The organism is Streptomyces sp. x-80 (assembly GCF_046549095.1).
In the GTDB taxonomy this organism is placed as follows: Bacteria; Actinomycetota; Actinomycetes; order Streptomycetales; family Streptomycetaceae; genus Streptomyces; species Streptomyces celluloflavus.
Genome location: NZ_JAJPWM010000005.1, coordinates 482,310 through 503,323, shown reverse-complemented (window position 1 = coordinate 503,323; position 21,014 = coordinate 482,310). Strand labels below are relative to the sequence as shown.

The 21,014-nt window shown below is 71.3% G+C and carries 17 protein-coding genes; 9 read left to right on the top strand and 8 right to left on the bottom strand.

Annotated features, from left to right (window positions below):
- Window positions 1-62 precede the first annotated feature (62 nt).
- From ACLJWH_RS13020 to ACLJWH_RS13010, 3 genes are all read right to left on the bottom strand, one after another.
- Window positions 63-845 carry an ECF subfamily RNA polymerase sigma factor, BldN family gene (locus ACLJWH_RS13020; RefSeq protein ID WP_052861225.1) on the bottom strand — a complete coding sequence of 261 codons (783 nt, stop codon included), beginning with the start codon at window positions 843-845 and terminating at the stop codon, window positions 63-65.
- 330 nt (window positions 846-1,175) lie between these two features.
- Entirely contained in the window at window positions 1,176-2,165 is a 990-nt protein-coding gene (locus ACLJWH_RS13015; protein WP_411141783.1) for an HAD family hydrolase, read from the bottom strand.
- Between the two features lie 128 nt (window positions 2,166-2,293).
- Entirely contained in the window at window positions 2,294-2,572 is a 279-nt protein-coding gene (locus ACLJWH_RS13010; RefSeq protein WP_052861223.1) for a glutaredoxin family protein, read from the bottom strand.
- Between the two features lie 334 nt (window positions 2,573-2,906).
- Here ACLJWH_RS13010 and ACLJWH_RS13005 point away from each other — a divergent pair, with 334 nt between their 5' ends.
- The 6 genes from ACLJWH_RS13005 to ACLJWH_RS12980 all read left to right on the top strand — a co-directional run bounded on the left by ACLJWH_RS13005 (window position 2,907) and on the right by ACLJWH_RS12980 (window position 10,478).
- Window positions 2,907-3,680 carry a redox-sensing transcriptional repressor Rex gene (locus ACLJWH_RS13005; RefSeq protein WP_411141782.1) on the top strand — a complete coding sequence of 258 codons (774 nt, stop codon included), beginning with the start codon at window positions 2,907-2,909 and terminating at the stop codon, window positions 3,678-3,680.
- Window positions 3,677-5,074 carry a glutamyl-tRNA reductase gene (locus ACLJWH_RS13000; RefSeq protein ID WP_411141781.1) on the top strand — a complete coding sequence of 466 codons (1,398 nt, stop codon included), beginning with the start codon at window positions 3,677-3,679 and terminating at the stop codon, window positions 5,072-5,074. Before ACLJWH_RS13005 ends, ACLJWH_RS13000 begins: the two co-directional genes overlap by 4 nt.
- Window positions 5,071-6,060 (top strand): hydroxymethylbilane synthase, encoded by a 990-nt coding sequence (hemC, locus tag ACLJWH_RS12995; RefSeq protein WP_411141780.1) that lies wholly within the window; start codon window positions 5,071-5,073, stop codon window positions 6,058-6,060. The genes ACLJWH_RS13000 and hemC overlap by 4 nt, the downstream gene beginning before the upstream one ends.
- Complete coding sequence (locus ACLJWH_RS12990; protein ID WP_411141779.1) at window positions 6,057-7,715, top strand: uroporphyrinogen-III synthase; 1,659 nt, start codon at window positions 6,057-6,059, stop codon at window positions 7,713-7,715. The genes hemC and ACLJWH_RS12990 overlap by 4 nt, the downstream gene beginning before the upstream one ends.
- The gene (gene hemB / locus ACLJWH_RS12985) at window positions 7,712-8,707 is read left to right on the top strand and encodes a porphobilinogen synthase (protein ID WP_411141778.1); all 996 of its coding nucleotides are present in this window, start codon (window positions 7,712-7,714) and stop codon (window positions 8,705-8,707) included. Before ACLJWH_RS12990 ends, hemB begins: the two co-directional genes overlap by 4 nt.
- Before the next feature lie 148 nt (window positions 8,708-8,855).
- On the top strand, window positions 8,856-10,478 hold the full coding sequence (locus ACLJWH_RS12980) for a helix-turn-helix domain-containing protein (protein ID WP_411141777.1): 1,623 nt from the start codon (window positions 8,856-8,858) through the stop codon (window positions 10,476-10,478).
- An 889-nt stretch (window positions 10,479-11,367) separates the two neighbouring features.
- On the opposite strand, the gene argS is transcribed toward ACLJWH_RS12980, so the two are convergent.
- Window positions 11,368-13,146 carry an arginine--tRNA ligase gene (gene argS, locus ACLJWH_RS12975; protein ID WP_411141776.1) on the bottom strand — a complete coding sequence of 593 codons (1,779 nt, stop codon included), beginning with the start codon at window positions 13,144-13,146 and terminating at the stop codon, window positions 11,368-11,370.
- A gap of 180 nt (window positions 13,147-13,326) precedes the next feature.
- Here argS and lysS point away from each other — a divergent pair, with 180 nt between their 5' ends.
- Window positions 13,327-15,075, top strand: coding sequence for a lysine--tRNA ligase (gene lysS / locus ACLJWH_RS12970; RefSeq protein WP_411141775.1), 1,749 nt, complete (start codon window positions 13,327-13,329; stop codon window positions 15,073-15,075).
- Between the two features lie 139 nt (window positions 15,076-15,214).
- On the opposite strand, the gene ACLJWH_RS12965 is transcribed toward lysS, so the two are convergent.
- Together ACLJWH_RS12965 and ACLJWH_RS12960 are read right to left on the bottom strand one after the other, a co-directional pair.
- Window positions 15,215-15,940, bottom strand: coding sequence for a DUF3558 family protein (locus ACLJWH_RS12965; protein ID WP_411141774.1), 726 nt, complete (start codon window positions 15,938-15,940; stop codon window positions 15,215-15,217).
- 245 nt (window positions 15,941-16,185) lie between these two features.
- Window positions 16,186-17,157, bottom strand: coding sequence for a hypothetical protein (locus ACLJWH_RS12960; protein ID WP_411141773.1), 972 nt, complete (start codon window positions 17,155-17,157; stop codon window positions 16,186-16,188).
- A gap of 171 nt (window positions 17,158-17,328) precedes the next feature.
- On the opposite strand from ACLJWH_RS12960, the gene ACLJWH_RS12955 reads away from it, so the two are divergent.
- Complete coding sequence (locus tag ACLJWH_RS12955) at window positions 17,329-18,522, top strand: RtcB family protein (protein WP_411141772.1); 1,194 nt, start codon at window positions 17,329-17,331, stop codon at window positions 18,520-18,522.
- On the opposite strand, the gene ACLJWH_RS12950 is transcribed toward ACLJWH_RS12955, so the two are convergent.
- Window positions 18,494-18,784 carry a hypothetical protein gene (locus ACLJWH_RS12950; protein ID WP_411141771.1) on the bottom strand — a complete coding sequence of 97 codons (291 nt, stop codon included), beginning with the start codon at window positions 18,782-18,784 and terminating at the stop codon, window positions 18,494-18,496. The genes ACLJWH_RS12955 and ACLJWH_RS12950 overlap by 29 nt on opposite strands.
- A 142-nt stretch (window positions 18,785-18,926) precedes the next feature.
- On the opposite strand from ACLJWH_RS12950, the gene ACLJWH_RS12945 reads away from it, so the two are divergent.
- Entirely contained in the window at window positions 18,927-19,382 is a 456-nt protein-coding gene (locus ACLJWH_RS12945) for an ASCH domain-containing protein (RefSeq protein WP_411141770.1), read from the top strand.
- Window positions 19,383-19,613: 231 nt separating this feature from the next.
- Here the strand turns inward: ACLJWH_RS12945 and ACLJWH_RS12940 are convergent, their stop codons facing one another.
- On the bottom strand, window positions 19,614-20,264 hold the full coding sequence (locus ACLJWH_RS12940) for a DUF6309 family protein (protein ID WP_411141769.1): 651 nt from the start codon (window positions 20,262-20,264) through the stop codon (window positions 19,614-19,616).
- Window positions 20,265-21,014 lie beyond the last annotated feature (750 nt).

Here is a 21,014-nt window from a genome sequence, read left to right as displayed (position 1 = left end):
GCGCGGTCACCAAGCGTAGGCGAGGGGTGGTGTGGAGGGGCTGCCGGGGATGGTGGCAGGCGTCAGCGGGCGTCTTCCGGGAGGAGCCGCGCCAGGGTGCGCACGGCCCGGTACTGGAGGGTCTTGATCGCGCCCTCGTTCTTTCCCATCACCCGGGCGGTCTCGGCGACCGAGAGGCCCTGGAGGAAGCGCAGGGTGACGCATTCCTGCTGTTGGGGGTTGAGCTTGCGGACCGCCTCCAGCAGGGCGGCGTTGGACAGCGATTCGAGGACCGAGTCCTCGGGGCTGCGCTCGACCTCGTTGGCGTCGAGCATCTCGCCGGTGGTGACTTCCAGGCGGAAACGGGAGGACTTGAAGTGGTCGGCGACGAGGTTGCGGGCGATGGTCACCAGCCAGGCGCCGAAGTCACGGCCCTGCCAGGTGAAGGTGCCGATGCGGCGCAGGGCGCGCAGGAACGTCTCACTGGTGAGGTCCTCGGCCGTGGCCCGGCCGCCGACGCGGTAGTAGATGTAGCGGTAGACCGTGTCGGCGTACTGGTCGTAGAGGCGGCCGAACGCCTCGGCCTCGCCGGCCTGGGCGCGTTCGACGAGGTCCATCATGCGACGGCTGTCGCTGTCGGCGGGGCGACGGGCGGTGGACGTGCCGACGCCGGAGCGCCGGGTTCTGCCGGCGGCCTTGCCGACCGCGGTACTTCCGTCGGCCAAGGAGTAGCAGGGGCCGGCGGGGACGGCTGAGGCGATTGCGGGGACGGCGTACGCGGTGGGGACAAAACTGCGCAGGTGGTCGACGAGTGTCGTACGCAGCGTAGCCAGGCCCGAGGCGTCAACCCCGACGTGTGGGTACACGGGACTCCCAGAGGCAGAGCTTCCATCACGTGCAGTGCGGGACCATTCACCCGTCGTAGGGACGTGTGGGTTCCGGATTGCGTCTGAGGAGAATAACGCTTCGTACAGGCAGCGCTACACCCAGTTGCTCAAATCATCGATTACTTACGGTCCGTGCCGGGTTGGTTGCGGATCGAGTATCGAATATTGGGCAACTCTTGATCGGAAGGGGACGTAATCTGCCTGGTTGGAGGGCGTGTTGTGGTTACCCGGCGGCAACAGGACTGCCGGGAGAGTTGCCGGGGTAGGCAGCGGGGATGGCCCGCTGCGCTGCCCCGTGATCAACCCTGGTCAGCGGCGGCGGCGCTGGAGTGCGACCGCGGCGGCGGCGCCGCCCGCGACGGCGCCCACGACGGCCGCCGCCGGAATGCCGACCCGGACCGCCTTGCGGCCCGTCCGGTAGTCGCGCAGCCGCCAGCCGTGTTCCCGGGCGTGCTTGTGCAGCCGGCTGTCGGGATTGATCGCGTACGGATGCCCGACCAGCGAGAGCATCGGGATGTCGTTGGCGGAATCGCTGTAGGCGGCGCAGTGCGACAGGTCCAGGCCCTCGGCCGCGGCGAGCGCGCGGACGGCCTCGGCCTTGGCCGGGCCGTGCAGCGGTTCGCCCACCAACTTGCCGGTGTAGACGCCGCCGACGGATTCGGCGACGGTGCCCAGCGCGCCGGTCAGGCCGAGCCGGCGGGCGATGATCGTCGCGGTCTCGACCGGGGCCGCGGTCACCAGCCAGACCTTCTGGCCGGCGTCGAGGTGGGCCTGGGCGAGCGCGCGGGTGCCGGGCCAGACGCGCTCGGCCATGTACTCGTCGTAGATCTCCTCGCCCATGGACATCAACTCGGCGACGCGGTGGCCCTGGACGATGGAGAGCGCGCTGTTGCGGACGTCCGCCATGTGCTCGGGGTTCTCCGAGCCGGCCAGCCGGAAGTAGATCTGCTGCCAGGCGAAGCGGGCCAGATCGCGCTTGTGGAAGAAGTGGCGTTTGTACAGGCCGCGGCCGAAGTGGAAGAGGGCCGCGCCCTGCATGACGGTGTTGTCGAGGTCGAAGAAGGCGGCGGCGGAGGTGTCCCCGGCTACCGGGAACTCGGGCTCCCGCGGGGTTTCGTCGAGGGTCTCGTCGGCGGCGGGCGCTTCCTGGGTGGACTTCCGGGCGGCCTCGGCCGCGGCCTCGCCGGCCAGCACGCTGCGGGCGGTGGCGGGTCGTCTGCGGCGGGTGAACCATCCCGTGGGGAAGTGCGTTCCGGAGGGGCTCCTACCAGGGCGGTGATCGGGCGACGGGTGGGCCATGCGGCTAGCCTAGCCAGTTTGTTCGGAGCTTCCGGTTACGGCGGTATGTCCGGCAGGCCGGGGGCGGCCGACGGGTGCATTACGGCCACCGGGAGGCGGTACCGCGGTGGCCCCGGGGGCGCGCGGTTTCAGGCGCCCAGTGCCGAGCGCAGGCGTTCGGGGTTCACCCGCCAGAAGTCGTGCTGTGCGCCGTCGACGAGGACGACCGGAATTTGCTCCCAGTACTTGCGGTGCAGTTCGGCGTCCTCGGTGATGTCCTTCTTCTCCCAGGACGCGCCCGTCTCGGCGCACACCTTCTCGATCACGGCCTGTGCGTCGTCGCACAGGTGACAGCCCGGCTTCCCGATGAGGGTGACCAGGCGCTCGGCGGGGTTTTTGCGGGTGCTGCGGCTGAACAAGGGGGCCATGCGGCCATTGTGCCTGGCTCGCGGCGGTGCGCCGGTGGCCCGTGGTCGATTACCATCGGTGGGCGATTTGTAGGTTTCCGGGGGATATAGCGGTGAGGAGTGGAGGCGCGTGCTCCCGTCGGCGCTCCCGCGTTGCCGGTGCGAAGCGGGTGAACGGCGTGACAGGGAAGTTGGTTCCGCGAACCCTCGGAAAAGCCGCGTGACCCCGGTCACTTTGGGCGGACAAAGCGGACACCATCTTTGTGCACGCGTTCACAAAGACATAGCCTGCTGTGGACGGGGCGGTCCGGGGACAGACGGCCGCCCGCAGCCCCGCTCTACCCGCAGGAGCACCGTGGCAACTGGCCGAACTCACCGACCGGCGACCCGAAGCCGAGGCATTCCCGAGGCCACCGTCGCCCGTCTCCCGCTGTATCTGCGTGCCCTGACCGCGCTCTCCGAGCGCTCGGTCCCCACGGTCTCCTCCGAGGAGCTCGCGGCCGCGGCGGGAGTAAATTCCGCCAAACTCCGCAAGGACTTCTCCTACCTCGGTTCGTACGGAACCCGGGGTGTGGGCTACGACGTGGAGTACCTCGTCTACCAGATCTCGCGTGAGCTCGGCCTGACCCAGGACTGGCCCGTCGTCATCGTCGGTATCGGAAACCTCGGCGCCGCGCTCGCCAACTACGGCGGCTTCGCCTCCCGTGGCTTCCGCGTCGCCGCGCTGATCGACGCCGACCCGGCCATGGCCGGCAAGCCCGTCGCGGGCATCGCGGTGCAGCACACCGACGAGCTGGAGCAGATCATCGCCGACAACGGCGTCTCCATCGGTGTCATCGCGACGCCGGCGGGCGCGGCCCAGCAGGTCTGTGACCGTCTGGTCGCCGCCGGTGTCACCTCGATCCTCAACTTCGCGCCGACCGTACTGACCGTCCCGGACGGGGTGGACGTACGGAAGGTCGACCTGTCCATAGAGCTCCAGATCCTCGCCTTCCACGAGCAGCGCAAGGCGGGCGAGGACGCCGCGCACGACGGCGGGCGGACGGCCCCGGCGGTCCGCGCCGCCGCCACCGCCGCGGCGGACCGCAAGGGACCTGACGGGGATGTGCCCGCCGTGATGCCGGCATGAGTCTTCTCGTTGTCGGGCTGAGCCATCGCAGTGCGCCGGTGAGCGTGCTGGAGCGGGCCGCGCTGGCCCCCGAGGCGCGCGGCAAGCTGCTCCAGGACGCGGTGTCGGCGGAGCCGGCCACCGAGTCCGCGGTGCTCTCCACCTGTAACCGCATCGAGCTCTACGCCGACGTGGACAAGTTCCACGCCGGGGTCGCCGAGCTGTCCACCCTGCTGGCCAGCCACGGCGCCGCCGATCTGGAGGAGCTCACCCCTTATCTCTACGTCCACTACGAGGACCGCGCCGTCCACCACCTGTTCTCGGTGGCCTGCGGGCTGGACTCGATGGTCGTCGGTGAGGGCCAGATCCTCGGACAGATCAAGGACGCGCTGGCCGCCGCGCAGGAGCAGCACACCGCGGGCCGGCTGCTCAACGACCTCTTCCAGCAGGCCCTGCGGGTCGGCAAGCGCGCCCACAGCGAGACCGGCATCGACAGGGCCGGCCAGTCGCTGGTCACCTTCGGTCTGGAGCAGATGGCCGGTGACCGGGATGTCGCGGCGTGGGCCGGCGGCAAGCGGGCGCTGGTGATCGGCGCCGGTTCGATGTCCTCGCTGGCCGCCACCACCCTCGCGCGGGCCGGTGTCGGCGAGCTGGCGGTGGCCAACCGCACCGTGGAGCGGGCCGAGCGGCTCACCCGGATCCTCACCGAGCCGGGCGGCCCCGGCGCCGCGCACGGGCTGAGCGCCCGCGCGGTGCCGATGGACGCCGTCGCGGCGGAGCTGGTGCGCGCGGACGTGGTCATCTCCTGCACGGGTGCGGCCGGGCTCCAGCTGACGGGTGCGGCGGTCGAGGCCGCGGTCCGTGGGCGCGGCGGGGACCTGTCGCTGCTCGACCTCGCGATGCCGCGCGACATCGATGCCGCGGTGCACCGGATCGAGGGTGCGCACCTCGTCGACATCGAGTCGCTGGCCGAGGCGTCCGTCGCGGCCTCCGGTCAGCCGGAGTCCTCGGCGGGGGCGGTGACGGCCGATGTGGACGCGGTGCGCGGCATCGTCTCCGAGGAGGTCGCCGCCTTCGGTGCCGCCCAGCGGGCCGCGCACATCACTCCTACCGTGGTCGCCCTGCGCACCATGGCCGCGGACGTCGTCGCGGGCGAGATCGCCCGGCTCGACGGCCGCCTCCCCGACCTGGACGACAAGCAGCGCGCCGAGATCACCCAGACCGTGCGCCGCGTCGTCGACAAACTCCTGCACGCGCCCACCGTGCGGGTCAAGCAGCTCGCGAGCGAGCCCGGTGGTGCCGGGTACGCGGACGCGCTGCGGGAACTCTTCGATCTGGACCCCCAGACGGTCGCCGCCGTCAGCAGGGCCGACACGCGGGCCGACAGGCCCGATGCAGCACGGGAGCGGGCATGACTGACAGCACTATGAGGGCCCTGAGGCTGGGTACGCGGCGGAGCAAGCTCGCCATGGCCCAGTCCGGACACGTCGCCGAGGCGGTGCGCGAGCTGACGGGCCGTCCCGTCGAGCTGGTGGAGATCACCACGTACGGCGACACCTCCCGCGAGCACCTCGCGCAGATCGGCGGTACCGGCGTCTTCGTCTCCGCGCTGCGTGACGCCCTGCTCGCAGGGGAGATCGACTTCGCCGTCCACTCGCTCAAGGACCTGCCCACCGCGCAGCCCGGGAACCTGACGCTGGCCGCCGTGCCGGTGCGCGAGGACCCCCGGGACGCGCTGATCGCCCGGGACGGGCTGACCTTCGAGGAGCTGACCGCCGCCGAGGGCCGGGTGGCGCGCATCGGCACCGGCTCGCCGCGCCGCATGGCGCAGCTGAACGCCTGGGCCAGGTCGCTCGGCCGGCGCGTGGAGACCGTACCGATCCGAGGGAACATCGACTCCCGGCTCGGCTTCGTCGAGAAGGGCGAGCTGGACGGGGTCGTCCTGGCCGCCGCCGGGCTCACCCGGATCGGCCGGATCGACGAGGCGACGCAGCTGCTGTCGCCCGACGTAGTTTTGCCCGCCCCCGGCCAGGGGGCCCTGGCGGTCGAGTGCGCTGCGGTCAACGCAGACCTCGCCGCCCAGCTCGCCGAGCTCGACGACCCGTTCACCCGGGCCGCCGTGACCGCCGAGCGTTCCCTGCTCGCCGCCCTGGAGGCCGGCTGCTCCGCACCTGTGGGTGCGCTGGCCGACCTGCGGGCCGACGAACAGGCTGCCACCGAAATGCGCCTGCGCGGCGTCGTCGGTTCGACCGACGGCAGCGTGCTGGTGCAGCTGTCCACCACCGGGCACGTACCCGCCTCTCCCGACGACATGACGGCCCCGCTGAACATGGGCCGTGAACTCGCCGCCGAGATGCTCGCAAAGGGTGCGGCCGGTCTTATGGGGGAGCGAGCACTTTGAACCCCACCGCCCCTAACCACTCCGCCTCCGGTCAGGTCACCTTCCTCGGTGCCGGGCCGGGAGACCCGGGTCTGCTGACGCTGCGTGCCGTGGAGGCGCTGGCGCACGCGGATGTGCTGATCGCCGACCCGCAGGTGCTGGACGTCGTCCGGGTGCATGCGCGCGCGCATGTGGACACACCACTCCAGGCATCAGCTGACGAGGCGTCAATTCCCGTCACCTCCACCGACGTTTCGTCGATTCGGAACACCGCCAATCTTGTCATGGCGGCCGCCCGCTCCGGCAAGCGGGTGGTACGTGCCGTCACCGGTGACCCCGGTCTGGACGGGTATGTCGCCGAGGAGATGCTGGCGTGCGCCGCCGAGGGCATCGTCTTCGAGGTCGTACCCGGTGTCGCCACCGCGGTCGGCGTGCCCGCGTACGCCGGTGTGCCGCTGCGGGACGCGCAGGGCACGGACGTGCGCTTCATCGACGCCCGCAGTGCCGATGACCGCTGCTGGTCCGAGCTGGGCGCCAGCGATGCCACGGCCGTCGTCTCCACCACGCTGGACTCGGTGGCCGCGGCCGCCGCCGAGCTGGTGGCCGCGGGCCGCAAGCCCGACACCCCGCTGTCCGTCACGGTCGCCGGCACCACCACCCGGCAGCGCACCTGGAACGCGACCCTCGGGTCCGTCGCCCAGGTGCTCAAGGCCGCCAAGGTGCTGCCGTCACCGGACGGCGGCCAGCCGGTCATAGCCGTGGTCGGTGAGCGCAGCGCCGCGGCGCAACGGGGCCAGCTGTCGTGGTTCGAGTCCAAGCCGCTCTTCGGCTGGCGGGTGCTCGTACCGCGCACGAAGGAGCAGGCCGCGTCGCTCTCCGACCAGCTCGTCTCGTACGGCGCGGTGCCGCACGAGGTCCCGACGATCGCCGTCGAACCGCCGCGTACCCCGCAGCAGATGGAGCGCGCGGTCAAGGGCCTGGTGACCGGCCGCTACGAGTGGATCGCCTTCACCTCGGTCAACGCCGTCAAGGCCGTCCGGGAGAAGTTCGAGGAGTACGGCCTGGACGCCCGCGCGTTCGCCGGGATCAAGGTCGCCGCGGTCGGCGAGCAGACCGCCAGGGCGCTGGTCGACTTCGGCGTGAAGCCGGACCTGGTGCCCTCCGGTGAGCAGTCGGCGGCCGGTCTGCTGGAGGACTGGCCGCCCTACGACCCGGTCTTCGACCCGATCGACCGGGTCTTCCTGCCGCGCGCCGACATCGCCACCGAGACCCTGGTGGCCGGGCTGATCGAGCTGGGCTGGGAGGTGGACGACGTCACCGCCTACCGGACGGTGCGCGCCTCGCCGCCGCCGGCCGAGACCCGCGAGGCGATCAAGGGCGGCGGCTTCGACGCGGTCCTGTTCACCTCGTCCTCGACCGTCCGCAACCTGGTCGGCATCGCGGGCAAACCGCACAACGTGACCGTGATCGCCTGTATCGGCCCGGCCACCGCCAAGACCGCCGAGGAGCACGGGCTGCGCGTGGACGTCATGTCGCCCGAGCCTTCGGTGCACAAGCTGGCCGAAGCGCTCGCGGACTTCGGGGCGGCGCGGCGCGATGCCGCGATGGAGGCCGGCGACCCGGTCACCCGTCCCAGCGAGCGGCGGCCCGGATCGCGTAGGAGGGCTCGCAGTTGAGCAGTGTGACGTACGGAAACTTCCCCGGGGCACGGCCGCGGCGGTTGCGCACCACCCCCGCCATGCGGCGGATGGTCGCCGAACACCGGCTGCACCCGGCGGACCTGATCCTGCCGGCGTTCATCCGGGAGGGCGCTACGGCGCCGGTGCCGATCTCGGCGATGCCCGGTGTCGTCCAGCACACCCGTGACTCCCTGCGGAAGGCGGCCGTCGAGGCGCTCTCCGCGGGCGTCTCGGGGATCATGCTCTTCGGCGTGCCGGACGACGCGAAGAAGGACGCGCTCGGTACGGCGGGCACGGACCCGGACGGCATCCTCCAGGTCGCCCTCCGCGATGTGCGGGCCGAGGTCGGCGACGATCTCGTGATCATGTCGGACCTGTGCCTGGACGAGTTCACCGACCACGGCCACTGCGGGGTCCTGGACTCCGCGGGCCGGGTCGACAACGACGCGACGCTGGAGCGCTACGCCGAGATGGCGCAGGTGCAGGCCGACGCGGGCGCCCATGTAGTGGGCCCCAGCGGCATGATGGACGGCCAGGTCGGCGTCGTCCGCGACGCGCTGGACCAGACGGGCCACGAGGACGTCTCGATCCTCGCCTACACCGCGAAGTACTCCTCCGCCTTCTACGGCCCGTTCCGCGAGGCGGTCGGCTCGTCGCTCAAGGGCGACCGCAAGACCTACCAGCAGGACCCGGCCAACCTCCGTGAGTCGCTGCGCGAGCTGGCGCTCGACCTGGCGGAGGGCGCCGACATGGTCATGGTCAAGCCGGCGCTGCCGTACCTGGACGTGCTGGCGAAGGTCGCGGACGCGGTGGACGTACCGGTCGCGGCCTACCAGATCTCCGGTGAGTACGCGATGGTCGAGGCGGCCGCCGAGAAGGGCTGGATCGACCGCGACAAGGCGATCCTGGAGACGCTGACCGGCATCAAGCGGGCCGGTGCGAACATGATCCTCACCTACTGGGCGACCGAGGTCGCGCGGGGTCTCTGACGCGGCAGACCGAGCGGTCTCCCGGCGAACTGGGGTTTGCCGGGAGACCGTTGTGTTGTCGGGCGGCTGAACGGTCGTGGGGGCGGCGTGTTTCGATGGACAGGCCGCGCGTGTGGTGCGCGTGGACGGGGAGGGAGCACCAGTGGGCGTGGCTGAGGAGACGGCCGGATTCGCGGCGCTGCTGCGGGAGTTGAAGGACCGCTCCGGGCAGAGCTACGGGGCGCTGGCGAAGCGGCTGCACATGAGCACGTCGACGCTGCACCGCTACTGCAACGGCGATGCGGTGCCCGCCGAGTACGCCCCGGTGGAGCGGCTGGCGCGGTTGTGCCGGGCGACGCCGGACGAGCTGGTCGAGCTGCACCGGCAGTGGATCCTGGCGGACGACGCGCGACGGCGGGAGCGGGAACGCGAGCGGGAACGTAAGCAGGGGAGCGGATCGGGGGCGCGGGCGGGGGCCGGGGCGGCAGAAGGTGCGGGTGCGGCGGCCGGGGTAGCTGCCGGGGTGTCGGCCGGTGCCGGGGCTGCGGAAGGTGCGGGGGTGTCGGCCGGGCCGGTGGCCGCTCCGGTGGCCGAGTCGGACGTCGAGGCGGGGGACGGCGGGGACGGCGCGGTTCGTGCGGCTCCGGTGACGCCTGCGGCTCCGGTGACTCCTGCGGATGCGTCGGCTGCCGGGGAGGTGCCCGGGGCCGGGCCCGCGCCGGTGGCCGGGCCGGTGGCGGTGTCCGCGGCGGACGGTGAGCCTGTGGTGGCCGGTGAGTCCGTGGCGGCTGATGAGCCCGGCGGGAGCGGGCCGGTCACCGAGATCGGGGCCGGGCAGGTGCCGCCTGCCGGGGCGGCGCATACCGGCCGGCGCCGGCGGCGTACCGCGCTGGTCGCCGGGATCGCGGTGGCCGCGGTGGCCGTGTCCGCGGCGGTGGCCGTCGGGCTGACGTCCGGCGGGGACGGCGGTGGGCGGAAGACGGCCGCGGACACGGCGGCCGGGGCGGCACCCGGCAAGGAAGACTCCCGGGCCGGGGGCGCGGGCGGCGCGTCACCGTCCGCCGGGCCGACCGGTACGGGGAGCGCCGGTCCGTCCGCGTCGCACACGGCGAGGGGCGGCAGGGCGACGAAGGGCGCCGACGGCGGGCGGACCAAGCCCCCGGCGGCCGATACCGATCCGGGTTCGCTGCCGCTGAACGTGTTCGTCCGCCCGTATGTGTGGGAGGAGCCGTGCAGCCAGCGCTATCTGGTGGACAAGAAACCGGACGACATGGTGCCGCCGCCGGCCGAGGCGGACGTCCGCGGCTGGGTGTCCAAGCTGGGCGCGGTCTCCGCGGGCGAGCAGGTCGTCCAGGTGACGGTGCAGGGCGCGGGCGAGGAGACCGTGGTGCTGAACGCCCTGCGGGTGCAGGTGGTGAAGAGTTCGGCGCCGCTCGCCTGGAACGCGTACGGCATGGGTGTGGGCTGCGGCGGCGGCATCACCCCGAAGACGTTCGGGGTCTCCCTGGACGCGGCCCGGCCGCAAGCCGCCCCGGAGGGCGGGCAGCAGGACTTCCCCTACAAGGTGAGTGAGAAGGACCCCGAGGTCCTGAAGATCACCGCCCGCACCGGCGCCCACGATGTGCGCTGGTATCTGGTACTGGAGTGGTCCAGCGGCGGCAGGCACGGCACGCTGACCATCGATGACAACGGCGAGCCCTTCCACACGAGCGCGCTGGCGGGCCGGCCGCAGTTCGACTATCCGCTGGGCGGCAGCAACGAATGGATTCCCACTCCGGAGGATGAGGGCTGAGCGGGCGGTGTTCCGGACGGCTGAGGGGTCCGGCCGGTCTCCGCGCGGGCGGACCGGTGGGGTGCCGGGCGGGGGCCACTCCAGAGGGCGGCGTCATCACCTCGGCCGCTGCGCGCATCACCGATCGGTTGTGCGCCAGGGAGCCGAAGGGTGAGCCCTTGTCGGTGCCGGCAACCTGACGATGTCAGGCGGTCATGTGGGTGACTGCCACCGGTTCGCGCACGCCCGTGACCCGGGGGTGGTGGGACCGCAGGCCGGCGACGGTCTTCCGGATCGCCGGACGGTCGCTGACCTCGCTGGGCGAGACGCGTGCGGCGGCGAGCGGTTCGGTGGCCGTCTGCTCCGGTTTGCCCCACTGCCACCACGCCCGGCCGAGGTCGGTGTGTGGTGGCTCGGCGCAGCCGGTGCGGCGTCACATGTAGCCGGCGAGCAGGAGGAGAACGATCGTGGCGGATGCGGCGACCACGGCGATCGCCATGACGTCGGGGAGGTCGGAACGGCGGGGTCGGCAGCGGATCCACACGGTGGCTCCCGTTCGGCGGTAGGTCGGTCGGTGCTTGTCGGCCTCAGCTTGTGGTGCCGTCCGTCCCAGCCGCCACGGTCCGCCGGGTATAGGGGACGCAGGAACGTCCGAACGTGCTCTGACCTGCGTGAATGACCATTTCGTGGAACGCCGGGCGGGACGTCGGGCGAGCCCGCCGGGGCCGGGAAACGGGTCGGGGCGGTGCGGCGTGGGTGGGGTGGTGCGGACGGAACCGGCGCGGGTGGGCAGGAACGCGCGAGGGCCCGCACCGGGATGGATCTCCGGTGCGGGCCCTCGTCCGTCGTGGCCGTGCGGGTGGTACGGGTCGTGCGGGTGGCGGCCGGGTGGTGACCGCGCGGCGGTCGGTCAGAGGCGCTCGGGGGTGCGGATGCCGAGCAGCGCCATGCCCTGGTGCAGGGTGCGGGCCGCCAGGTCGCACAGGAAGAGCCGGTTGGCGACCTGCGCCGCGCCGCCCTCGGCCTTCAGGACCGGGCACTGGTCGTAGAAGGCCGTGTAGAGGGAGGCGAGCTGGTAGAGGTACGCGGCGAGCTTGTGCGGCTCGTAGGACTCGGCCACCTCGGAGAGCACCTCGGCGAACTGGTCGAGGTGCAGGCCCAGCGCCCGCTCGGCCGGGGCCAGTGCCAGCTCCGGGTGGGCGGCCGGGCGCTGCTCCGCGCCGGCCTTGCGGAGGATGGACTGGATGCGCGCGTACGCGTACTGGAGGTAGACGCTGGTGTCGCCGTGCAGGGACACCATCTGGTCGAGGTCGAACTTGTAGTCGCGGGCCGCGGAGGTGGACAGGTCGGCGTACTTCACCGCGCCGATGCCCACCTGGTAGCCGTTCTCGACGATCTCGGCCTCGCTCAGCCCGACCTTCTCGCTCTTCTCGCGCACCACCGCCGTGGCCCGCTCCACGGCCTCGTCCAGCAGGTCGACCAGCCGGACCGTCTCGCCCTCACGGGTCTTGAAGGGCTTGCCGTCCTTGCCGAGGACCGTGCCGAAGGCGAGCTGGACGGCGGCCACCTTGCCGTCCAGCCAGCCGGCCCGGCGGGCGGTTTCGAAGACCATCTTGAAGTGCAGCGACTGACGGGCGTCCACGACGTACAGCAGGGTGCTCGCGCCGAGGTTGCGGACGCGGTCGCGGATCGCGGAGAGGTCGGTGGCGGCGTAGCCGTAGCCGCCGTTGGACTTCTTGACGATCAGCGGGACGGGATTGCCGTCCGGGCCCTTGACGTCGTCGAAGAAGACGCAGAGCGCGCCGTCGGAGCGGACCGCGACGCCGGTCTCCTCCAGGATGCGGCAGGTCTCTTCGAGCATGTCGTTGTAACCGGACTCACCGACGATGTCGGGGTCGCGGATGTCCATGTCGAGCTTGTTGAAGACCGAGTAGAAGTAGATCTTCGACTCGTCGACGAAGCGCCGCCACAGGGCGAGCGTCTCCTCGTCGCCCGCCTGGAGGTCGACGACCCGGCGGCGGGCCCGCTCCTTGAACTCCGGGTCGGCGTCGAAGAGGGCACGCGACGCCTTGTAGAGGCGGTTGAGGTTCGACATGGCCTCCTCGCCGGAGACCTCGCCGCCCTTGTGGTCCAGCTCGTGCGGGTGCTCGATGAGGTACTGGATGAGCATGCCGAACTGGGTGCCCCAGTCGCCGATGTGGTGCCGGCGGATGACCTTCTCGCCGGTGAACTCCAGGATCTCGGTCATCGCGGCGCCGATCACGGCGGACCGCAGATGGCCGACGTGCATCTCCTTGGCGACGTTCGGCTGCGCGTAGTCGATGACCGTGGTGCCGGTCCCGTCGGCGTACGGGACGCCCAGCCGGTCGTCGGCGGCGCGCTCGGCGAGGGTCTTGATGATCGCCTCGTCCGCGACCGTGATGTTCAGGAAGCCGGGCCCGGAGACCTCGATCTCCTTGATCACCGCGCCGCTGCCGCCGGTCGGGATGCCCGCGACGACCTGTGCCGCCAGCTCCCGCGGATTGCCCTTGAGCTTCTTCGCCAGCGCGAGCAGACCGTTGGCCTGGAAGTCGGCCCGGTCACTTCGTCGCAGCAGTGGGTCGGCGGCGCCGGCCTCCGGCAGGGCTGCCGAGAGGGCGTCCGCGACGCGCTGGTTGACCGTGGCTGCGAGGGAAGGGACCGAGGTCATGAAGAGAGGCCGTTCCGTAGAAGGGAGGTAAGGAGAAGAAGGGGGCGGGTGGGAGTGGAAAGGGTTTGCCAACGAGTATCCCACGGCACTACCACTGATTTTCCGTCTGGGAGAATGGCACCGTCAGGCTTTTGTGCGCCGGACGGCGCAAGAGGAAGCAGCAGAAGAGGAAGGCCGATCGTGGCTCAGCAGAGCACCGAGACCGACTGGGTCTCCAGATTCGCGGACGAGGTCATCGCCGAGGCGGAGCGCCGCGCCGCCGGCACCGTGGCATCGGGCGCGGCCGCGCCGGTGATCGTCTGCGCCTCGGGGCTGAGCCCGTCCGGCCCGATCCACCTGGGCAATCTCCGCGAGGTGATGACCCCGCACCTGGTCGCCGACGAGATCCGCCGCCGCGGCCACGAGTGCGTCCACCTCATCAGCTGGGACGACTACGACCGGTTCCGCAAGGTCCCGGCCGGTATCGACCCGTCCTGGGCCGAGCACATCGGCAAGCCGCTCACCTCCGTCCCGGCCCCGCCCGGCAGCCCGTACGCCAGCTGGGCCGAGCACTTCAAGGCGGCCATGGAGGCGTCTCTGGCGGAGCTGGGGGTCGAGTACCGCGGGATCAGCCAGACCGAGCAGTACACCTCCGGCGCCTACCGCGAGCAGGTGCTGCACGCGATGAAGCACCGCGCGGAGATCGACGCCGTCCTGGACCGCTACCGCACCAAGGACAAGGCCACCGGCGCGCCCAAGAAGCAGCAGAAGCCCGTCGAGGCGGCCGAACTGGAGGCCGCCGAGGGCTCCGGCGCGGCGAGCGAGGACGACGGCAGCGCGGGCGACGCCGGCTACTTCCCGTACAAGCCGTACTGCACGGTCTGCGAGAAGGACCTGACGACGGTCACCTCGTACGACGACGAGAGCACCGAGCTGTCCTACCACTGCACCGCGTGCGGGCACGCCGAGACGGTCGTGCTGCGCGAGTTCGACCACGGCAAGCTGGTCTGGAAGGTCGACTGGCCGATGCGCTGGGCCTACGAGGGCGTGATCTTCGAGCCGAGCGGTGTCGACCACTCCTCGCCCGGTTCGTCGTTCGTCGTCGGCGGCCAGATCGTCCGTGAGGTCTTCGACGGCGCGCAGCCGATCGGCCCGATGTACGCCTTCGTCGGCATCAGCGGGATGGCCAAGATGTCCTCGTCCAAGGGCGGGGTGCCGACCCCGGCCGACGCCCTGAAGATCATGGAGGCGCCGCTGCTGCGCTGGCTCTACGCGCGCCGCCGCCCGAACCAGTCCTTCAAGATCGCCTTCGACCAGGAGATCCAGCGGCTGTACGACGAGTGGGACGCCCTGGAGCGGAAGATCGCGGACGGTTCGGCGCAGCCGGCCGACGTCGCCGCCTACACCCGCGCGACCGGCACCGCCGCCGGTGAGCTGCCCAGGACGCCGCGCCCGCTGCCGTACCGCACGCTGGCCTCGGTCATGGACATCACCGCGGGCCACGACGAGCAGACGCTGCGCATCCTGACCGAGCTGGACCCGCAGCACCCGGTCACCACGCTGGACGAGACGCGGCCGCGGCTGGACAAGGCCGAGTACTGGATCACCACCCAGGTGCCGGCGGAGCAGCGCACGATCGTGCGCGACGAGCCGGACGAGAAGCTGCTCGGCTCGCTGGACGAACCGGCCCGCACCTCGCTGCGGCTGCTGCTGGACGGCCTGGACGAGCACTGGTCGCTGGACGGCCTGACCACCCTGGTCTACGGCGTGCCGAAGATCCAGGCGGGTCTGGCGCCGGACGCCAAGCCGACGCCGGAGCTGAAGGTCGCGCAGCGCTCGTTCTTCGCGCTGCTCTACAACCTGCTGGTCGGCCGGGACACCGGGCCGCGGCTGCCCACCCTGCTGCTGGCGGTCGGCGCGGACCGGGTGCGCAAGCTGCTCGGCGGCTGAGGCGCCGCTGCGGGGGCGGCGGGCGCGCCGCCGGGCCGCGGCCCATGTGCGCGGAAGGGGTTCGGCCCCGGGGATCCTCGTCCCCGGGGCCGAACCCCTTCCCGTGTGCGGCGCCGGCGGCTCCGCGCGGGCGGCGTCGTCAGCCGTTCGCCTTGGCGACGGCGGTGACGGCCTCCTTGGCGGCGGCCTGGGCGCTCTTCAGCAGGTCCGCGGACTTCGGGGTGTCGGCGCCGGCCAGGCCCGCGCCGTTGTAGTTGAGGGTGATGACGACGTTGGCGGTGCGCATCACCACCGTCGCGTTGCCGAAGTCGTTGGCGTCCTTCTTCAGCTCGTAGGTGAGCGAGGTCGCCTCGTCGCCGGTGCCGTCCGTCTTGGCGGTCTTGACGTTCTTGGCGCCCTCGGTGGCCTTCGCGTCGTCGACCTTCTTGGCGTAGAACTCCGTGGCGCGCTTCTCACCGGTGCCGATGCCCTGCTCGGAGTCGTAGCGCTGGTAGCTGACGTCCAGCCAGCGGTACTGCGTGCCGTCGACGCCCTGGGCGTCCGAGCTGTTCCAGGCGCAGTAGCCGCGGGCGGTGTTGTCCGAGGTCTTGCCCTGCTCCCCGGACGCGTTCTTCACCTTGGGCAGCAGGTTCTTGATGGTGTCCTGGGAGAACGCTTCGCACGGGTTCGGCAGCTTCTTGTACTTCGCCAGTGCGAGGCTCGGTGCCGTGCTGCCGGCCGAGCTGCCGGGCGTGCTGCTGGTCGCGTCGGACGTGGCGGTGTCGCCGGAGCTGTCGGTGCCCGAGCCGGAGCAGCCGGCGACGAGCATCACCGGTACGGCTGCGCAGGTGAGGAGGCCGGCGAGTCGCTTGGCTGATCGGTGCATGGTTCCTTCGCTGTTCGTCGTCGTGGATCCGGCGTGCGACGGCCGTGGGGGTGGCCGCGCGGGACTGCCGGGCCCCGCGTGCGGGGGCAAGGCCGGTCCCGGACCTAGACGGCACGGTACGCGGCGGAGCGCGGTCGCTGCCCGGTCCGCGTCCGCGGGGTGGCGAATATCGCGGTGGGCATACGGGGCGAACCGGGTCAGCCGCTCGACGAGGGGCAATCGGCTCATTTGCCCGCTATCCGGACTTATTCGCCGATCCGGTCGGACAGCTCGGTGGCCAGCGAACGGGCCTTGTCCTGCAATTCCTGGCTCCCGGGCACCAGGGACTTGTCCGTGGACCACTGGTCGTAGGTGATCGTCACGATCACGTTCGACGTGCGAAAGACCACAGTGATGTCGCGGTGCACACCGGAGTCCGCGGTGGCGAGCTTGTCGTTGAGGAAGGCGGCGTCGGCGATGGCGTCCAGGATGCGCGGACCGGCGGTGGCGCCGGGCGTCCCGCTCGGATCGGCCGGCCCTCCGGAGCGGTCGGACGCCGCGCCGCCGTCCTGCGGCTTAGCCTCGTCGCCGGTGCCCGCCTCCTGGTCCGCGCCCTGGTCCGGGGCCGGGCTCCTGACCGCGTCCGCGGCCGTGCCCGTGCCGCTGTCCAGGGCGGCGTTCGGGGCTTCGCCCCCGGCGTCCGCGCCAGGGGGCCTGGTGCTGCCCGCGCCGGCGTCCTTGCCCTTGGGGGCGGAGGCGGTGGGGGAGGGGGAGCCGCCGGACGGTATACCCGCGGCCACCTCCTTCTTGCCGTAGATCTCCTGCGCCCGGTCGTCGTCGCTGACGGCGTTGTCGTACGAGACCACGCGCTGGATGTCGAGGGTCAGGTGGCGGGTGCCCTCGGTGGTCTCGCGTTTCCAGCGGCAGCCGACGCGGCGGTCGGTGTCGAAGGTGACGTCCGCCTGGCCCGCGTAGATCTTCTCGGCCTCTTCGTGCGAGAGCTGCCGGTCGTCGCCGGGCAGCATGGCCCGTACGGTGCCGCGCGCCGGGAGCCCGCAGGGTTCCGGGAGGCTCTGGTAGCGGCCCGGCTGGGCGGGGCTCGGCGAGGCGGTGTCGCCGCCCTTGGGGCCACCGTCCCGGCCGTCGCCGGTGGAACCGCCGGAGCAGCCGGCGAGGGCGGCGGCCAGTGCCGCGACCGTCACCAGCGCGGCACCGGGTACGAACGACTTCCGCCGCATCGTTCGCGGCTCCTTCCGGACGAAAAGCGGTTGCCGCCGGATGACGGCCGATGGACACAATGTCTACCGCACGACGCACCGTGGACGCCGGTCCGCAGTCCAAGATCGGATGTGGTGTCCGCACTTTGCGTTATGTGTCTTATAAGCCTTATTGGGGGGAATGAAAGAACTATGTCGTACGTCGAAGTGCCCGGTGCCCGGGTGCCGATCCGGATGTGGGCGGACCCGGCCACGGTCGAGGACGTGGCGATGCAGCAGCTGCGCAATGTCGCCACCCTGCCATGGATCAAGGGCCTGGCCGTGATGCCGGACGTGCACTACGGCAAGGGGGCCACGGTCGGGTCGGTGATCGCGATGCACGGTGCGGTCTGCCCGGCGGCGGTCGGGGTCGACATCGGCTGCGGGATGAGCGCGGTGAAGACCTCGCTCACCGCCAACGACCTGCCCGGCGATCTCTCCCGGCTCCGCGCCAAGATCGAGCAGGCGATCCCGGTCGGGCGCGCGATGCACGACGACCCCGTCGACCCGGGCCGGGTGCACGGCTTCCCGACGGCCGGCTGGGACGACTTCTGGCAGCGGTTCGACGGCGTCGCGGCGGCGGTGAAGTTCCGCCAGGAGCGGGCGACCAAGCAGATGGGTTCGCTGGGCTCCGGCAACCACTTCATCGAGTTCTGTCTGGACGACACCGGCGCGGTGTGGCTGATGCTGCACTCCGGCTCCCGGAACATCGGCAAGGAACTGGCCGAGTACCACATCGGCCAGGCCCAGAAGCTGTCGCACAACCAGGGGCTGGTCGACCGCGACCTCGCCGTCTTCATCGCGGACACCCCGCAGATGGCGGCCTACCGCCACGACCTGTTCTGGGCGCAGGAGTACGCCAAGCACAACCGGGACGTCATGATGGCGCTCTTCCAGGACGTCGTCCGCAGGGAGTTCCGCAAGGCCCGGCCGACCTTCGAGCCGGTGATCTCCTGCCACCACAACTACGTGGCGGAGGAGCGGTACGAGGGCATGGATCTGCTGGTGACCCGTAAGGGCGCGATCCGGGCCGGCAGCGGCGAGTACGGCATCATCCCGGGCTCGATGGGCACCGGTTCGTACATCGTCCAGGGCCTCGGCAATGCCGCGTCCTTCCAGTCCGCCTCGCACGGCGCCGGCCGGAAGATGAGCCGGAACGCCGCGCGGAAACGCTTCTCCACGCACGATCTGGAAGAGCAGACGCGGGGGGTGGAGTGCCGTAAGGACTCCGGTGTGGTGGACGAGATCCCCGGCGCCTACAAGCCGATCGAGAAGGTCATCGATCAGCAGCAGGATCTGGTGGCGGTTGTCGCCAGGCTCAAGCAGGTGGTGTGTGTGAAGGGGTGACGGCCTGGGGGTAGGGGCCGGTTTGCCGCAGGTGGACCGGTGCGACCAGCAGCCGGTCGGTGAACACCAGGCGCTGCTGGGGACCGGCCCCGCAGCCCGCCGCCGCACCGCGGCGCTCGCGCGGGCACGGCTGCCGGGCAGCCGGCCCGCCACTGGCGGCGAGTTCTGCGAGGAACTCGCCGAGGGGCGGAGGAGAGACACCGGATGCGGTGGGGTGGGAGTGGCGCGGTGCGGGAACGGGCCGCACGGGAGTGGGCCGCATGGGCCCAGGTCACACGGGCCCAGGCAGGCGTCACAACTCGCCGAAGCTGTACGGCCCTTCGCGCGTCATGGCCGATCGGTACGGCCGACCGGTCGAGCCCGTCAGGCGGACGGCAACAGCACGACAGCATGAGGATCGCCGGATGACAGTCGGCCCTGATCAGAACACGGATCCCGAGTCGCTGCCCAAGGCTGAGTTCGCCTTTCCGGGCCCGCTCCGCGACCGGCTCGTTGCCGCGGTCCTCGACGGATCCAAGACGGCAACCACCGGACTGCTGGCCGAGTACGAGCACGCCGGGGAACCACTGCCGTCCGTCGGCGCACGCTCGACAGTGGTCGACTCGGATGACCGTCCGGTGGCCGTCATCGAGGTGACGGAGGCGCGCGTCGTGCCGCTGCGTGAGGTGGACATCGCCCATGCGGTGGATGAAGGCGAGGGCTGCACCACCGTGGACGGGTGGCGGGCGGACCACGAGGAGTTCTGGCACAGCGAAGAGATGCGACGAGCGCTGGGAGACCCCCGTTTCACCGTGCACGACACCACCGCGGTGGTTCTGGAGCGCTTCCGCGTTGTTGGCCGCCTGCACGGCTTGGGTTGATCGACGACTGTTGCATCCCACCCCGTAAGCCCCAAGCCGTAAGCCTCAAGCCACCGATCGGGAGAGTGTCCGAGAGGGGCAGCCTTTCCGCGCCGCTTCGGCGGTCTCCGCCGGGTTCGGCGAGCGGAAACTCCTGACGGAGCACGCCAATCCGACGGAGCACGCCAAGCCGACCGGTCACGCCCAGCCGACCGGTTGCGGCGGGCCGACCGGTCACGGCGGGCCGGCGGATCAGGACGGGCCGAGTCCGCCATGGATGTGCGGCATGTCGTCGGCATGGTGTGGAGCACGGTCGGTCCGCTGCTCGGGGGGAACATCCGGTCCGTCCTGGTCATGCCCGGTGTCATGCGGTGCGTGGGCCGGGGACAGACCGGCCGCGTACGCCTCGAACCAGCTGCCGGACACCAGCTGCCCGGCCTGCGCCCAGGCGAGCATGCGGTGCAGCCCGTCCAGATGGATCAGTCCCTCGCGGACGGCCAGGGCGTCGTAGTCGCGCCCCGGAAGGGCCCGGGTGCTCAGGAACACGGGACGGCGCGGAGCCGTGCGCTGCCAGGTGAGTTTGCGCGCGCACAGCGGATTGGAGCGGGTGTACGAGGTGCCCAGCGTCGCCAGCCGGTCCGCCGCCGCGTTCACGGTCAGCCCGGTGTTGGGGATGAGCTCCACCTCTCCGTCCTCGCCCAGGTGCCAGGGGAGCACGACGCCTTGCACCTCCGGGCCGTCCAGCAGGACCCGGTGCCAGCGGCCGTGGAACTCCAGCTGCGCATCGCGGACGTGATTCTCGGCCTCGTCGTTGGTGTTGGCCTGGTCAGCCGGGTCGAAGGGATGCTCCTGGGTGAAATGGCGGAGGACCGCCTCGAACGGGACCGCTCCCAGCACTCTCATCCGCTGCGCCTTTCCGCCGCTTCGTACTCTTCGTACTCGCTGAAGTGCCACTCGGCGAACAGCTCCGGCCGTCCCGCGTCCGGACCGTGCGACCGGGCCACCGCCAGCACCTGCCGCCGGTACGGCTCGACCTGAGGTCGGCGCGGAGAAAGCCGGGCAGGGCGAGAAGCCGGGCGGTACAAGGAAGCCGTCCTCGGTGAAATTCTCCGCCTGAACACCGGTGGGATGGCACGGGCGTTGTCACGTGTCCGGCCCCCCGGTTCGCTCGGCCGTTGCCGCACGGACGTCACGGCGCTCGGACGTTTTTATCCCGGGCCGGTATGCGTCATGCCCCGGGTGCGGTGAATGGCCGAATGCGCATGCCCAGGACGGCAGGGGCCCGGTGACGGGGGCACCGGACAGCGCGGTGCACGTCACGCCATCGGCATGGGCGGTGGGTCATCGACTCATCGACTCATCGACGACAAGGCCGTCGGCTCTTATGTCGTTGCTGGCCGGGATGCCATGGTTGTCGGCTGCCCCGCGCGGGCTCAATTCCCGGTCTCTGTTCCGGGCTCAATTCCGGGATCAATTCCGGCTCGCATATGCCTGATGGCCCCGGTGGGGGTACGTCCGGGGCCATCGCTCTAGGTGCGGCCGTCGCTTTGTGTGCGATGGATTTGTGCAGGGCCATGGATTCATGCGCCATGGAGTTACGTACGCCGAGCGGCAGTTTTTCAGCGGTACGGGAGGCACCCGGCGGGCGGCGGG

Excerpts from the sequence above, each read along its gene's own strand:
- ACLJWH_RS12965 (WP_411141774.1), bottom strand. The coding sequence starts at position 15,940 with ATGCACCGATCAGCCAAGCGACTCGCCGGCCTCCTCACCTGCGCAGCC.
- hemC (WP_411141780.1), top strand. The coding sequence starts at position 5,071 with ATGACTGACAGCACTATGAGGGCCCTGAGGCTGGGTACGCGGCGGAGC.
- ACLJWH_RS13010 (WP_052861223.1), bottom strand. The coding sequence starts at position 2,572 with ATGGCCCCCTTGTTCAGCCGCAGCACCCGCAAAAACCCCGCCGAGCGC.
- ACLJWH_RS12955 (WP_411141772.1), top strand. The coding sequence starts at position 17,329 with ATGTCGTACGTCGAAGTGCCCGGTGCCCGGGTGCCGATCCGGATGTGG.
- ACLJWH_RS13015 (WP_411141783.1), bottom strand. The coding sequence starts at position 2,165 with ATGGCCCACCCGTCGCCCGATCACCGCCCTGGTAGGAGCCCCTCCGGA.
- ACLJWH_RS12950 (WP_411141771.1), bottom strand. The coding sequence starts at position 18,784 with ATGCGGCCCACTCCCGTGCGGCCCGTTCCCGCACCGCGCCACTCCCAC.
- ACLJWH_RS12945 (WP_411141770.1), top strand. The coding sequence starts at position 18,927 with ATGACAGTCGGCCCTGATCAGAACACGGATCCCGAGTCGCTGCCCAAG.
- ACLJWH_RS12960 (WP_411141773.1), bottom strand. The coding sequence starts at position 17,157 with ATGCGGCGGAAGTCGTTCGTACCCGGTGCCGCGCTGGTGACGGTCGCG.
- ACLJWH_RS12940 (WP_411141769.1), bottom strand. The coding sequence starts at position 20,264 with ATGAGAGTGCTGGGAGCGGTCCCGTTCGAGGCGGTCCTCCGCCATTTC.
- ACLJWH_RS13000 (WP_411141781.1), top strand. The coding sequence starts at position 3,677 with ATGAGTCTTCTCGTTGTCGGGCTGAGCCATCGCAGTGCGCCGGTGAGC.
- argS (WP_411141776.1), bottom strand. The coding sequence starts at position 13,146 with ATGACCTCGGTCCCTTCCCTCGCAGCCACGGTCAACCAGCGCGTCGCG.